This window comes from Proteus penneri, assembly GCF_022369495.1.
In the GTDB taxonomy this organism is placed as follows: Bacteria; Pseudomonadota; Gammaproteobacteria; order Enterobacterales; family Enterobacteriaceae; genus Proteus; species Proteus penneri.
In genome coordinates this window covers 1,949,901-1,965,182 of the sequence record NZ_CP059690.1, presented here as the reverse complement: position 1 = coordinate 1,965,182, position 15,282 = coordinate 1,949,901, and the positions used below count along the sequence as shown (strand labels likewise).

The 15,282-nt window shown below is 38.3% G+C and carries 11 protein-coding genes and 3 tRNA genes; 4 read left to right on the top strand and 10 right to left on the bottom strand.

The window, feature by feature from the left end; genetic code table 11:
• Positions 1-382 precede the first annotated feature (382 nt).
• From mdtG to ttrS, 4 genes are all read right to left on the bottom strand, one after another.
• A complete protein-coding gene (mdtG, locus tag H1225_RS08980) occupies positions 383-1,591 on the bottom strand; it encodes a multidrug efflux MFS transporter MdtG (RefSeq protein WP_072063139.1) in 1,209 nt (402 codons plus the stop codon).
• 272 nt (positions 1,592-1,863) lie between these two features.
• Positions 1,864-2,805, bottom strand: coding sequence for a Kdo(2)-lipid IV(A) acyltransferase (locus H1225_RS08975; RefSeq protein ID WP_115065476.1), 942 nt, complete (start codon positions 2,803-2,805; stop codon positions 1,864-1,866).
• Between the two features lie 74 nt (positions 2,806-2,879).
• Positions 2,880-3,482: a tetrathionate respiration response regulator TtrR gene (gene ttrR / locus H1225_RS08970; RefSeq protein ID WP_109847271.1), complete on the bottom strand. Its 603-nt coding sequence runs from the start codon at positions 3,480-3,482 to the stop codon at positions 2,880-2,882.
• 10 nt (positions 3,483-3,492) lie between these two features.
• Complete coding sequence (gene ttrS / locus H1225_RS08965; protein ID WP_109847272.1) at positions 3,493-5,256, bottom strand: tetrathionate respiration histidine kinase TtrS; 1,764 nt, start codon at positions 5,254-5,256, stop codon at positions 3,493-3,495.
• Positions 5,257-5,433: 177 nt separating this feature from the next.
• Here ttrS and ttrB point away from each other — a divergent pair, with 177 nt between their 5' ends.
• Genes ttrB through ttrA form a run of 3 tightly spaced genes read left to right on the top strand, consistent with a single transcriptional unit; the run spans position 5,434 to position 10,275 of the window.
• Positions 5,434-6,177, top strand: a complete 744-nt coding sequence (ttrB, locus tag H1225_RS08960) for a tetrathionate reductase subunit TtrB (RefSeq protein WP_006533227.1) — start codon at positions 5,434-5,436, stop codon at positions 6,175-6,177.
• Entirely contained in the window at positions 6,174-7,202 is a 1,029-nt protein-coding gene (gene ttrC / locus H1225_RS08955; RefSeq protein ID WP_109847273.1) for a tetrathionate reductase subunit TtrC, read from the top strand. Before ttrB ends, ttrC begins: the two co-directional genes overlap by 4 nt.
• Positions 7,195-10,275: a tetrathionate reductase subunit TtrA gene (gene ttrA / locus H1225_RS08950; RefSeq protein WP_072063133.1), complete on the top strand. Its 3,081-nt coding sequence runs from the start codon at positions 7,195-7,197 to the stop codon at positions 10,273-10,275. The genes ttrC and ttrA overlap by 8 nt, the downstream gene beginning before the upstream one ends.
• A 272-nt stretch (positions 10,276-10,547) precedes the next feature.
• Here the strand turns inward: ttrA and H1225_RS08945 are convergent, their stop codons facing one another.
• The 6 genes from H1225_RS08945 to H1225_RS08920 form a co-directional block, all read right to left on the bottom strand.
• Positions 10,548-11,150, bottom strand: coding sequence for a response regulator transcription factor (locus H1225_RS08945; RefSeq protein ID WP_006533220.1), 603 nt, complete (start codon positions 11,148-11,150; stop codon positions 10,548-10,550).
• Positions 11,151-11,442: 292 nt separating this feature from the next.
• Positions 11,443-11,697, bottom strand: coding sequence for a biofilm formation regulator BssS (gene bssS, locus H1225_RS08940; protein ID WP_072063131.1), 255 nt, complete (start codon positions 11,695-11,697; stop codon positions 11,443-11,445).
• Between the two features lie 212 nt (positions 11,698-11,909).
• On the bottom strand, positions 11,910-12,962 hold the full coding sequence (gene pyrC, locus H1225_RS08935; RefSeq protein ID WP_109400765.1) for a dihydroorotase: 1,053 nt from the start codon (positions 12,960-12,962) through the stop codon (positions 11,910-11,912).
• Between the two features lie 199 nt (positions 12,963-13,161).
• A tRNA-Asn gene (locus H1225_RS08930) sits at positions 13,162-13,237 on the bottom strand.
• A 311-nt stretch (positions 13,238-13,548) separates the two neighbouring features.
• Positions 13,549-13,624: transfer RNA gene (locus H1225_RS08925), tRNA-Asn, on the bottom strand.
• Between the two features lie 338 nt (positions 13,625-13,962).
• A tRNA-Asn gene (locus H1225_RS08920) sits at positions 13,963-14,038 on the bottom strand.
• A gap of 296 nt (positions 14,039-14,334) precedes the next feature.
• Here H1225_RS08920 and H1225_RS08915 point away from each other — a divergent pair.
• The gene (locus H1225_RS08915; protein ID WP_229096607.1) at positions 14,335-15,276 is read left to right on the top strand and encodes an AraC family transcriptional regulator; all 942 of its coding nucleotides are present in this window, start codon (positions 14,335-14,337) and stop codon (positions 15,274-15,276) included.
• Positions 15,277-15,282 lie beyond the last annotated feature (6 nt).

Sequence of the window (15,282 nt, the reverse complement as noted above, 5' to 3'; positions counted from 1 at the left end):
AGTAAAAAGAACAAAATATTAGCTAGTGGTTGAACAAAATTATTTCATTCTGTTATCAATATCCACTGCATTTAATTAATATATTTTTAACATACTTTTGTCGTAATTTAGTGACTAAAAGTATATTTAATACTTTATAAACCATTTTTTGGTGCAAAAGTCGATAAAAATCTCATTTTGCAATAGTTAACCTTGCAATTTTTTGAAAAAAGAGGACAAGAAGATTTTAGAGGTCTTAACAAATAGGTATTGAGAATATTCTTAATAAACAACAAATTACAAAAAACAGAATAAAAAAAGTAACAATTAGGCCTTTAAATGTAAAAGTATAATTTTTTGAAGAAAAAAAACTATTAACTGATCTGATTTGTAGATTTTTTGACTACTTTTTTTGTGGCGTTCTAAAGCTTAACCAAGAATAAATGAGATTAAAAAAGACAACGGCTGCGGTGAAATAAAAAACAGCTCTAAATCCATAGCTTGCAGCAACAAAAGCACCCATTAACGGACCTGTAACATTTCCAACATCTCTTAGTGCTTGGTTATAACTAAAAATGCGACCCGCAATAGCTGGGGTAATATTATAGAGAATAAGCGTTTGTACGGCAGGTAACATAGCTGCATTGACCGCACCAAGTAAAAATCGTAATGCACCAAGTTCCCAATAATTACTGACCAATGCCATTGGAATCAGCATAAAAATAGAGAGCCCGAGGGTAAAAATAAGGACTTTATCAGGGCCAATTCGGTCACCTAGCTTACCAAAACGAGGTGCGCTGATCAGAGCCGCAATACCCGGTACGGAGGCGACAACACCACTGATAAAGGCAAGATTGCTGACTGAACCTGTTAATTCACGAATATAAAGTGTCAAAATAGGTGTAACAGAGCCTGTTGCTATTTGAATAATCATTGTGGTGAAAAACAGGCATACAACGAGCCTTTTATTTTTAAGTGATGAAAAGACCTGTTTTGTGGTTAGTGCGTCTTTTTTAGAAACAGGCGTGAAGTTTTCACTCACGAAAAAGAGGGTGACTAAAAAGCAAATAAATAAAACCGCTGAAGTAATAAAGAAGACAGGTCGTAAACCGTAGAGATCGGCAAGCATACCACCAATTAAAGGGCCTATTAATGCGCCACTCACTGCGCCTGTTGAAAGTGTACCTAATGCCCAGCCGCTTTTTTTAACCGGAACTTGGGTTGCAATTAACGCATTTGCATTTGGAACAAAGCCACCTAATATACCAAGCAAGGCTCGCAGTACTAATAATTGCCATATATTTTGAGCAAATCCGATTAATACCATTACAATCGCCATACCAAGGGCAGAACGTAACAGCATTAATTTTCGACCTTTTCTATCCGATAATTTCCCCCAAAAAGGCGCTGCAATGGCAGAAAAAAGGAAGGTAATACTAAATGCAACACCCGTCCAAAGATTAAGCTCTTCATGATCGGTTATACCTAATTCTTCAACATATAAAGGAAGAAAAGGCATAATTAAACTAAAACCTGCGCCAGTTAAAAAACAACCAAACCAGACAATATAAAGATTACGTTTCCAAGAATTATTTCGGGGCTTGAGATCCATGTTACTCCTTTAGCCGAGAACGAGAGAGTAAACCAAGAAAATAGGCTGAACATAACCGTGGTGACGTTGAATATTGTGACAACGCATCGGTCTTCTTATTTATAGTGAATAAGAATATAGCCATGATACAGAATAAGTGCGATAGGTCTTGCTCTTATAATGTGTTTTTGCAGGAGTTTACAGCTTGTGCTGTTGCTGATTTTATTATTGTTGCTTCAGCGTGTTGTCATATTAAAAAGTGGCTGCTTTAGAATAAAACAGCCACGTTGTGATTAGTGTACTTTCTTTATTTCGTTATATAAAGAAGCGTCACCTTCTGGGCGAGTTTTAAAGCGACGATGCAACCACATATATTGGTCAGGAGCGCGTAAGATTTCTTGCTCTATTACTTTATTCATAGCATTCGCGGCATTTTCTTCGCTATCAAGTGGGAAGTTTGCTACTGCCGGTGAAATAATCAACTCATATCCTTTGGCTTCGGGTAATCGCTTAGGAGTAAATGGAATTAAAGCCGGGTTTCCCGTTTTTGCTAGAATATAGGTGCCTGTTGTTGTCGCTGCTTTATCAACAGCAAATAATGGAACAAAAACACTTTTACGTGGGCCATAGTCATGATCTGGGGCATACCAAAGGATCTCACCTGCTTTAAGGTTGCGGATCATTCCTTTTAGATCTTTTCTATCAAGCATAAATTTATTGGAGCGTAATCGACCCCAAGTTTGTAGCCAATCCATAACTGGATTGTCATTTGGACGATAAACACCAATACCGGGATTTAACATACCAAAAATACGAGCGCCTAATTCTAAAGTTAGAAAGTGGATCCCAACAACAATAATGCCTTGACCTGTTTCTTGTACTTTTTGAATATTCTCTCTGCCACTGACTTTAACCCAGCGTTTTACACGCCAATCAGGCCAAAACCAAGCCATACCTGTTTCAAATAATCCCATACCCACAGATTCGAAGTTTTTATTCACTAAGGCTTCGCGTTCACTCTTAGGCATTTGTGGAAAACAGAGTTCGAGATTACGTTCTGCTATTTGGACTCGTTTTTTTAAAAAAACCTTTGAAAGACGTCCTAAACGCGTGCCTAACCAATAAATAACAGGATAAGGGAGCAGAACCAGAATATAAAGTAATCCGATCCCAAACCAAGTCAGCCAATATTTAGGCTGCAAAAATGATTTTTTAAATGGAGGTGACTTTATCATAAGCCTATCTATTTACTCTTTTTCCAATGAATATTTTATATTGTGACATTTTTTAGTGCAGATAAGAAATTTTGTCATAAATTAGGTGAAACTATTTTGATACCTTGTAGCGCTGTAACTAGCTCAGCAATATTTTTAGCTGCCATTTTATCCATCACTTTTGCACGATGTACTTCGACTGTTCTGATGGAAACACAAGCCACTTCCGCAATTTCACGATTCATTAATCCTTGAATGACATAATAGGCAATGTCTTTTTCTCTTGGCGTTAATGAAGCATAACGGCGACGAATATCATGTGCGGTAAAACGGGTATTAGTTTCAATAAATGCGGCATCTAAGGCAGATAACAGTGCATGGCTATCAACGGGTTTTTGTAAAAAATCAATAGCGCCTTTTTTGATCTCCTCAACGGCCATAGGAATATCACCATGTCCGGTTAAAAAAATGACAGAAAGTGTACTGTGTTTATCAATTAAATGCTGGTGGACTTGTCTACCGTCAGGTTTTGGCATCCTCATATCTAATAATACAACGCCTTGTTGATAAAGATTGACGTTGTTAATAAAAAACTCGCTATCATTCCAGACATGGGCAGAGTAACCTAAACTTTCTAATAAAAACTGACACGCATCAGTGACAGCAAGATCATCATCAACAAGATGAATAGTTGGCATTTTTTCTCCATTATTTATTTTTGTTAGGGAAAATAAGGGTGATTTTTAATCCAATTTTATTTTGCTCATTATTTTGATTTTCAATATGAATATCAGCGCCTTGAGAAAGTAATAAACGTTGACAAATGACTAAACCTAGTCCAAGACCTTCCATTTTTGTTGTTTGGAATGGGGCAAAGGGCTGTTCAAGTTGGCTGTCGGTCATTCCACCTGCATCATCTTCAATAACGATAAGCAGCCGATCAGGCGCCTTATGGGTGCTAATTTTTAGTACTTTAGTGCCAGCTTGGAGACTATTAGTGATTAAATTCGATAAAATTTGCTCTAATAATGTTTCAGGTAAATACAAGGTATCATGTTTATCAATATGGGTGACCAGTGAAACCTGTGGGTATTTCCCTTCTACGCGTAAAAGCTTCCAGATATGTTGGATACATTCCGCAATATTTTGATGAGAAAGCGAAATTGTATCGGTATTAGGTGTTTGTTTTCCAACCCATAAACGTAGATTTCTAATGATATCAGCACCGCGTTGTGCTTGTTTATCTATTTGTTGCAATGCAGGTAGCAATGGGTGCGATTCATTCTCTTTTTTAAGGCGAATAACGCTTCCTTGTGCATAGCTTTTTATCGCAGAAAGTGGCTGATTAAGCTCATGAGCAAACCCTGAAGCCATTTCTCCCAATATGTTTAAGCGTTGAGCGTGTTCTAACTCTTCTTTTTGCTGTCTTAATCGATTGTGTGCATGTTCCAATTGGCGACTACGACGTCTCACTAAATAACTGACCCAGACTTGATTTAGTATGAGAAAAAGGATAGCGGCTAATGAAAGACCAATAATAAATTGGTGTTGAATCGCCCAACTTTGTGCATCTTGCCAGAGTTGTCTTTGTCGAGGGTGCTGATTTACTTCTCTTAATAGTGTCTCAACTTGGGTATGTGATGCTGGAGCCCCCCATTTCATCGGCTTACTATCCTCCGTGAGTAAAATTCGTGTGACTTTATCAACTAACTCATCAGGAACGGTATCTAGTGCAGCAAATGACCAATTAGGGTAGAGCGGTGTACTAGTTAAACAAGGTGTGTTGGTTTGGTAGGTGATCACTGGCCGATAATCACTTTTTTTTATTAATCCCTCACTATCCATATTTTCCAACAAACAGACGGGGATAATTGCAGCATTAATATCTTCATCTCGTAAAAGGTAAAGCAAAGCATCAGCAGGAAAACCGGTGAAACGTAATGTGAAATCTTTATCAGGATCAATCCCTTGCTCTTGTAGCGCTTTATAACCTAAAAGGTATCCACCAAACGCATCGGGTGCAATGGCTCCGACACGTTTTCCTATTAGCTCGTTAACAGAAGTAATTGGACTATCGTTACGGACTAAAATTAGGCTACCAATGACATTTCTTGTTGTGTTATCAGGCTCATAGCCGGAGTGTAATGAGAGCAACCAACGTAACGGAAATGCATTATCTAATTGAATAAATTGCGCTGGATTTGTTAGTAAGAAATCAACGTTTTTTTTCGCTACCGCTAATTTCATTTCTTCAAGATTTAAAGGAACTAATACAAAGTTTTCTGTTGGGAGATGTTTATTCAATGTATCAACAAGTGGGTGCCAATGCCTTTGAGTTGATGCATCTCCTCGTAGTGCTAAAACGCCGATCGTCCACTCTTTTGCTGCGGCTTGTAAAGGAAGGATAAAAAAGAGCAGTAATAACCCGATGGTAACTGCATGTTTTTTCCCAATTGTCTGTTTTATCGTCATAAATATCTAATGTTAAATATTGTTTTGGATCAAGTTCGCACAGGGTATGTGGTAAACCACAATAGGTGCCGTCTTCAGTAATTTTTACAATGCTCTTATAACAAAACACATACTTTTTACTTTCTATTTCCTTCACTCATTGTGAGCTTGTGTTATTGAGTGATACTGGAGACAAATATGGATCTTGGAAAACGAAAATTTTTACAACAATTAGGGGTCCTTACTGCGGGTGCTTCAATAGTTCCTTTAGCTGAAGCCGGCATTAAATTATCGCCTGAGCGTCGTGAAGGCTCAGAAGATAAACGTTACGGAATGCTGATTGATTTACGCCGTTGTGTAGGATGCCAGTCCTGTACAGTAAGCTGTAATATTGAAAATCAGACTCCTCAAGGACAATTTAGGACGACAGTAAACCAATATCAGGTTGCTATCAAGGGGCAAGAAGGGATCACGAATGTCTTACTGCCTAGATTGTGTAACCATTGTGATGAACCGCCTTGTGTACCAGTTTGCCCTGTTCAAGCCACTTTCCAACGTAAAGACGGCATTGTCGTCGTTGATAATGAACGTTGTGTTGGTTGTGCTTATTGTGTTCAAGCATGTCCTTATGACGCACGCTTTATTAATCACTCAACACAAACAGCAGATAAATGCACGTTCTGTGCGCATCGCCTCGAAGTTGGATTGCTACCTGCGTGCGTTGAATCTTGTGTCGGTGGTGCTCGTATTATCGGCGATATGAAAGATCCTAATAGCACTATCAGCAAAATGCTGCGTACACATGAAAAAGAGCTGAAAGTATTAAAACCAGAAAGTGGCACATTGCCACAAGTTTTCTATCTCGGCCTCGATGATGCATTTGTACAACCGTTAGAAGGTCAAGGACAACCCGCATTATGGCAGCAGGAGGTTCACTCATGATCCCGCAAGTCTCTCAAATTCAAGAAGTCATTGCGATCCCGCAAGAATATTTTTGGTTGCCTTGGGCTGTGCAGTATTTCTTTTTTATTGGTATTGCTTGCTGTGCAACACTTTACGCCTGTTGGCAGTGTTGGAAAGGCAGTGCAGGTAATCAACGTTTAGAAGCTGTTGCGGTATTTATTGCAGTAACCGCGGGTATTACAGCACCTCTGGCTTTAACAGCAGATTTACACCAAACAGCACGTGTGTGGCATTTCTATGCTTATCCAACACCATGGTCGTGGATGGCATGGGGCTCACTGTTACTACCATTATTTTCAGCATTTAGCATACTTTATTTTGCGGCAATGATCGTTCGCTTAGTATGGAAACGTGAATATAAATTAACTCGTTGGGTGGCATTAGCTTGCTCATTAACTGCGATTGGTTTGTTGTTATATACAGGTCGTGAAGCATCTATCTTAAAAGCAAGACCTGTGTTGTATACCTATTGGTTACCGATCCTACTGTTCTTTAGTGCAATGCAAGTACTACCAACACTACTAGCATTAGGAACACGCCGTGAACCTGTATACCAGCGTGAATTAGCGATGTGGTTTGTGAGTTCTCTGATGTTATTAGCAGTATGTACGGCTTTTTGGGTTGCTGGCGATACAATTTCAGGCCTAGCAATTAGAGAACAATTAGCGATGGGAAGTCTTGGCTGGTGGAGTGCCATAGGTGTTATCGCACTATGGGGGATCTCTGTCGTGATGGGACTTTTGATGGCAAAACAAGCACGTTCGGCTGTGTTTATTACCATCATGGCATTTGTATCAATGGGACTTGCGTGGGTATTACGCTGGTTGATGTTGATGGGGGCTCAATACATTCCCAAATATAACATCATTACAAACCCTTATGAGTTTACGCTAGGTAATGATGGACTGATGTCAATTGTCGGTACATTTGGATTGTGGATAGCGTTAACCATTTTATTTAGAGAAAGTATTCGTTGGGTTGTCAGGAGAGTGCAGCATGGCTAAGTTTACAAGACGTCAATGGCTTAAAGGTGGGTTAGTTATCGGTGGTATTGCCGCATTTGCTGCCAGTTACCGTGATGTTGCTAAACGTGCCGTAGATGGTTTAGTTGATGGCACATCAGGCAAAGTAACACTTGATAGGATCAACGGGAACTCTTTATTACCTGAAGGTAAAATTGTAAAAGACGCGAAATGGCAAGCAAATACAGAGCAATCTGTTTGTATGACCCAATGTTTTGGGTGCTGGACACAATGCGGTGTGCGTGCCCGTGTTGATAGAGCAAATAATAAAATTTTGCGTATTGCTGGTAATCCTTATCACCCACTTTCTCATGATCATCATTTTGGCTATAACATGCCAATTAAAGAAGCATTGGAAAAAATGGGGGGGGAAAGTGGGTTAGAAAACCGCTCGACGGCTTGTGCTCGTGGTGCAACCATGATGGAAAGCCTTGATAGCCCAACACGTATTCTTGAACCAATGAAACGCGTGGGTAAACGTGGTGAAGGTAAATGGAAACGTATCAGTTTTGAGCAGTTGATCCAGGAAGTTGTCGAAGGTGGCGATCTCTTTGGTGAGGGGCATGTTGATGGTTTACGTGCTATTCGTGATTTAGATACTTTAATCGATCCAAAACAACCGGCTTTAGGCCCTAAAGCGAACCAATTATTGATGACAAATGCGGGTGATGATGGACGTGATTCGTTTATTCGTCGTTTTGCTCAAAACTCATTTGGTAGTAAAAACTTTGGTGCTCACGGCTCTTATTGTGGATTAGCGTACCGTGCCGGCTCTGGTGCGTTAATGAACGATTTAAATAAAAACGCTCACGTTAAGCCTGATTGGGATTACGTTGAATTTGCTCTGTTTTTAGGAACATCACCGGCACAATCAGGTAATCCATTTAAACGTCAAGGCCGTCAGTTAGCTAACGCTCGAATTCGTGATTCGTTTAATTATGTGGTTGTTGCACCAGCTTTACCTCTAACAACGACATTAGCGAACGATCATGGTCATTGGGTTCCTGTTCAACCGGGAACGGATGCGGCTTTAGTGATGGGAATGATCCGCTGGATCATTGAAAACAAGCGCTACAATGCAGAATATCTGTCAGTACCAAGTGAAGTTTCAATGAAAAATGTGGGTGAGAAGAGCTGGACAAATGCGACTCACCTTGTGGTCAGTGATGAAAAACATCCACTTTCAGGACAAATGCTCACTACGGCACATTTAAATGATGTTGCAGAAGGGGAAGAGCAAAACTTAGTGTTATCGCTAGATGGTGAATTAGTTCCCGCAACACAAGTCGATAAAGCACAATTATTTGCTACGTATAAAGTCATTTTAAAAACAGGCGCAGAAGTGACTGTAAAATCAAGTTTTCAATTACTTGATGAAGCAGCTAAACGTATGACTCTGGCTGAATATAGCGAGCGCTGTAAAGTACCAGAAACGACCATTGTTGCATTAGGTCGCGAATTTACTGCTTATGGACGAAAAGCCGCAGTTATCTCTCATGGCGGTATGATGGGAGGAAATGGTTTTTATACTGCTTGGAGTGTGATTATGCTCAATGCACTAATAGGTAACTTAAACCTTAAAGGTGGAGTATCTGTTGGTGGCGGTAAATTTAATGGCGCAACAGACGGCCCTTGTTACAAAATGGATAGCTTTAAGGGTAAAGTGAAGCCAAAAGGCATGGTGTTATCACGCAGTAAAGTAGCTTATGAGAAATCTGATGAGTACCGTGAGCGAGTAGAAAAAGGGGAATCTCCATATCCAGCAAAAGCACCTTGGTATCCGTTTGCTGCTGGGCAATTAACTGAACAATTGGGTTCTGCGTTAGCGGGTTATCCTTATTCATTAAAAGCATGGATCACGAATATGACCAACCCTGTTTATGGGATTGCTGGTATTCGTCAAGTAATGGAAGAGCGTCTTAAAGATCCGAAGCATCTGCCTTTAATTATCGGTATTGATGCTTTTATGAATGAAACAACTGCGCTGGCAGATTATATCGTGCCTGATACACACAACTTTGAAAGTTGGGGGTTTAGTGCGCCTTGGTCTGGTGTTCAAACTAAAGCAAGTACTGCACGTTGGCCGATTATTGAACCTCGTGTTGCTAAAACAGCGGAAGGCCAACCAATTTCAATGGAAACATTCTGTATTGCCGTTGCAAAAGCCTTAGACTTACCCGGCTTTGGTGATAAAGCTATTGAAGATATGGATGGAAATTTCTATCCAATCAACAGTGCAGAAGATTACTATTTACGTGTTGCGGCTAATATGGCATTTATGGGTGAGAAACCTGTTGTACCAGCAACCAATGAAGATATTTTATTAAGTGGTGTAGATCGCATTTTACCTGCGATAACTTCAACGTTAAAAAATGAAGAAGTTCTTCAAGTTGCGTATATCTATACGCGAGGTGGCCGTTTTGCACCTTATGAAAAAGCATGGAATGGTGATGAAACAGGGCCGCAGTGGAAACAACCATTGCAGATTTGGAATGAAGAAGTGGCGAAAAACCATCATGCAATAACAGGTGAACGTTATAGTGGTTGCCCGACTTATTATCCGCCACGTTTATCGGATGGTAGCGATATTCATCAGCATTATCCTGAAGAGCAGTGGCCATTGAAATTAATGTCCTTTAAATCTCATGTGGTGAGTAGTTCAACGGGTATGATACAACGTTTACGAATGGTGAAACCGAGTAACTTGGTCGCAATTAATCCTCAAGATGGTAAAAAATGGGGGGTTAACCATGGTGATAAGGTTCGTATTGTAACACCTGGTGGGCAAGTTGAAGCTGAGATTAGCTTGCTCGATGGTGTAATGCCGGGGGTTTTAGCTATTGAACATGGATATGGGCATCAAGAGTTAGGTTCTCGTCAGCATTACTTAGATGAACAACCATTACCAATGGATAAAGGTATTGGTAGCGGTATTAACCTTAATGATTTAGGTTTTGCTGATCCAACTCGTCAAATCACTAATACATGGTTAGATTGGGTATCTGGTGCATCTGTTCGCCAAGGTTTACCCGCTAAGATTGAGCGTATAGCTTAATTCTCAATCTGGTATTGTGAATAATCACTTCACTCTTTATTAGAAGCAGAGTGAAGTGATTGCAAAACAAATCAGTTTTACTTTATTTTTTATAAGATATAACTATATTAGTTTTATTGTTTTAATATCATATATATCCTAAATACATAATAGTATAATAATTTTAAGGTGACCACCACGCATATTAGCCACCTCATTACAGTGAGTAATAATAGGAAATGGACTCCTTTTTTCTTTCTTTTGTTTATTTTTTTGATCGAAATTTAATAGGGTTATTTCTCATATATATATTTTAAAATGTTATATATAAAAAATAACTCAATTCGATTTTTTACATTAATTTTTTCTGTAATATGTCTTTTGTGTGAATATACTGTGCTACTACTAATGGATAGTTTTTTAGCGATTTGATGATTAGGTATTTCACTCATCCAATAATTAATTATTTTTTGTTCTTGTAAACTAAAAATAGAACATAATGAATGTTTATAAGTTGGAAAGAAAACTTGGCACCGAGAAGTGAACATCGATGCCTTTTCAAGCACCCAAGGAAGTATCTTTTTTGGAAGGATAAAACAGTTGTTTGTCAATGAGATAGGTCTTTCTTTATCTGGATAGTTTGCATCTAGATAAAGATAAAGCCGACAGTTCTTTGTTGAAAGAAAAAAAAGCTGCAAATGAGGGCAATATGCTATTTCCCGGCAATATCTTGTGAGATCAATAAATATGATATCTGGCATTGAGTGATTAATATAATTATTGGCTTCCTGTATAGATGGCATATCAATTATTTCATGTCTTACATTTCTCTTCTCAAAATAGTGTTTTATACCATTACGAGTAAAAAAACATTCGTCAATAATTAATACTTTCACAAATAACTTCCTTGTTTGTCGTTGTTTTAATTTATTAAAATAAAGATAACCTTATTTTATGTCAATTCGGCTTATGTGTTCTTTTCTTGAAGATATATCGAATAAAAAGGTTATGATTATTTTTCCATTAAATGGGAGTCGATTTATTAATATAACTAATTATTTTTATACTGTAAGAGCTGGCTTATATAGATATAAACAATATGTGGTAGTGGATTGGTGAGAGATAAAATGAGAACAGGAGTACCAAGTACTCCTGCTTTGCGTTCGCTATCTTTTCTAGATTTTTTTATTAATGCTTGGTGTTGACTGAAACAGAATCTTCAGATGATTCAATTTTATCAATACCTGCTTGAAGAATATGAATCAACTGCTTAGCTATGTCTGTTGTGAGCCAAAGTGTCTTATCTACAACTGCATTTTCTGGATGATGTTCGTTTTCAGGAAGATAATGCAAACGCAACATCATGGCATCGTAGATGTCAACGGTACTGATGTCCCAGCCTACAACAGGGTGTGTCTGAATAACTTCATTTTTTCTACTCATAATACCTCCTAATCATACAACCGGTTTTGACTAAGAGAGAAGCTCCCACGCAATGTGGTTACTTTTCAGTATACGAGATTTATCATGATTAAAAAGATAAATTTTTGTTGTAACAAAAAAATGTGTGCTGGCTCTGATAAAAGAGCAATGCACCATTAACAGTCTAACAAATGTTATATGGTGCATTTTAGAAAAATATCAAGGGGGTGAGATTAATCGACAGTAATATCCCAGTGAATATTTTCATTCGCTAAGAATGGGATAAGTGCTTCATCACCACAAAGGATTTGTGCTGGAGCCTCAACAGTTTTTTCAGTTAATGTGATGGTTCCTTCATTAACCGGTAAACCATAGAAACGAGGGCCATTTAGAGAACAGAAAGCTTCAAAATGTTGTAATGCATTGAGTTCTTTAAATACGGTTGCGTAAGCTGCCAGCGCGGTTGGCGCATTAAATACCCCAGCACAACCACAAGATGATTCTTTGCGATGTTGTAAGTGAGGTGCAGAATCTGTACCTAAGAAGAAGCGAGAATTTCCTGACGCAACAGCTTCTCTTAGTGCTTCTTGGTGAACGTTGCGTTTAAGAATAGGTAAGCAATATAAGTGAGGTTTAACACCACCTACCAACATATGATTGCGGTTAAACATCAAGTGTTGCGGGGTAATAGTGGCACCAAGAAACTCATTTCCTTCTAAGACATACTGAGCTGCTTCTTTAGTTGTAATGTGTTCAAAAACAATTTTTAGCTCAGGAAATTGCTTGCGTACAGGAGACATAACGCTATCAATGAAACGTGCTTCTCTATCAAAAATGTCAATGCTTGAAGCGGTTACTTCGCCGTGGATCAGCAATGGCATGCCGATTTTTTCCATCACACTTAAGATAGGATAAATCTTTGTGATATCAGATACACCATGACTTGAGTTAGTTGTTGCATTTGCAGGATAAAGTTTACAAGCAGTAAAAACACCTTGTAAGAAACCTTGTTCGACTTCTGAAGGTAGTGTGCTATCTGTTAAATAGCAAGTCATTAACGGTTCGAAGTTATCTCCGGCAGGAATAGCCGCTTTGATGCGATCACGGTAAGTGCGAGCAGCTTCAATCGTTGTAACTGGTGGAACAAGGTTTGGCATGACTATAGCTCTGCCAAAATAGCGACTGGTATAAGGAACAACAGTTTTTAGCATGTCATCATCACGAAAGTGAACATGCCAATCATCTGGACGGTGAATAGTGAGGGTGATAGGTTGTGCAGTGGTCATATACCGGCTCCGTGTGTCTTAGGAAAATCGAAAGATCAAGGATTGGATTGGACTAGGTAGTCAAGCCGGAAATGAATGCTAATACGAAAACGATTAAATAGCTACCATTTAATCGCATTTTTTTATTATATTTTTGGGAAGTGTGTAAGGTAAAACAGAGAATAAAATCAAAATGTTACGAGGGTGACACAAAGAGAAATGGCTCCTCCAACTGGACTCGAACCAGTGACATACGGATTAACAGTCCGCCGTTCTACCGACTGAACTATGGAGGAACATCATTAAGTGGCGTGTATCATATAGTGGGTGGTTTGATATGTCAAAGGACAATCGACGATATTTGTTTAAGTGCATAGATAAACGACATATTGTTCGTTTCTAAAACAGATAATCTAATTATGAGATAATAAACATTTTTTAATTGGATGTTTTTTCCACGCCGAATACTGAAAATAAAGAAATAACGTATTTAAGTCAACGCGGAAATCTAAAAAATAAATGAGATAGAAAAAGAAGAAAGGTAATGATAATAGAAAAGATGAAAAGCAAAAAGCCCGCACTGAGATAGTGCGGGCTTTTCTAAATTTGGCTCCTCCAACTGGACTTGAACCAGTGACATACGGATTAACAGTCCGCCGTTCTACCGACTGAACTATGGAGGAAGCGAGTTCTCGTAAGAACGAGATGGATAATAGCGAGGGAGATGAACATTGTAAAGTAAAAAAAGTGAAATAACAGTTTAAGTGGTTAAAAAATAACTAATTTATGGTTTTTAAATCAAATAAGGAGGTTTTGAGTTTAAAAAATAGTCGGTGGAAGAGTGTTGATTGAAATGACCTTATAAAAAGGCATTCTTTTATTAATGATTTTGAGTTAACACGAAATTGAAGATGGACATATAAAAATACAAAAGAAATAAATAAGAAAATAGAGGAATAAAAATAGTCAATGAGTAGAAAGCAAAAAGCCCGCACTGTGATAGCGCGGGCTTTTCTAAATTTGGCTCCTCCAACTGGACTTGAACCAGTGACATACGGATTAACAGTCCGCCGTTCTACCGACTGAACTATGGAGGAAGCGAGTTCTCGTGAGAACGAGGCGAATAATAGCTATCCTTTATCACCTTGTAAAGTAAAAAAATGAAAAAAAATACCGTTTGCTCAAGACTGCATCAAGTTGTTTCTTTTTTGATAAAAATGTATAAAAAATAGATGGTTATCAATAGAAATAATATTCGAAATTTCATTTCTAGTCGCTGAAATGTGTCTTACATTGGAAAGAAAAGATAAAGCGTTTTTTTAAAAGAAAGTTTTTCATACTGTTTAGTTATACAATCTGACGAATTAAAAGACTAATTGAAGATCCCGAGACGATGGATACTACGAATTTATCAGTACCGATGGTATTAGAGTTTGAGCAATTTAAAAAAACACTTCTTCTATATACAAAAGATAAAGAAGGAGGATGGGATACCTCTGTTTCTGGTTTAGCGTTATGTCGGTATACTTCTATTACAGAGTCTGAAGGCTGGATGTATGAACCCAGTTTGGCTATTGCTGCACAAGGTGCAAAGCAAATAACGATAGGGCTAGAGACAAACTGTTATCGTCCTATGAATATGCTTTTAACATCATCAGATATACCTACTTTTGCTAAAGTCTGTGAAGCGTCAAAAGAAACGCCTTTTTTAGCAATGTTGCTAAAACTAGACCTCGCTCTATTACCTGAACTGCTAGCCGAAAATAAGTTTGAATTACTACAAGAAAATAACGAGATCAGCGCTCAACAAATTGTTCAAGCAACCGCGCCAATTTTACAAGCAGTAACAAGACTTATAAAACTAATAGATACACCAGAAGATGCACTTTTTATTGCTCCTTTGATCCAAAAAGAGATCCTTTATTACTTATTAAGATCGAATGATGGTGCGCGTCAGCAACTATTAGCATCACAACATCCTCAGTGTCGGCAAATTAGTGATGCGCTTGATTGGATTAAACAACATTATCACGAAACAATCCGGATTGAAGATCTTACAACGTTAGTGGGTATGAGCACCTCATCATTTCATTTTCACTTTAAAAAACGAACTGGCATGACGCCGTTGCAATATCAAAAGTGGTTACGGCTGAATGAAGCAAGAAGGATCATGCTGATTGAAATGAGTGATGTTTCTAAAGCAGCATTTATCGTCGGTTATGAAAGCCCATCACAATTTAGTCGTGAATATCATCGATTATTTGGTTTATCGCCCTTAAAAGATATTCAACGATTAAAAGAATCAGAAACTGAAACGGTATCTTTGGATTATTAGGCAAGA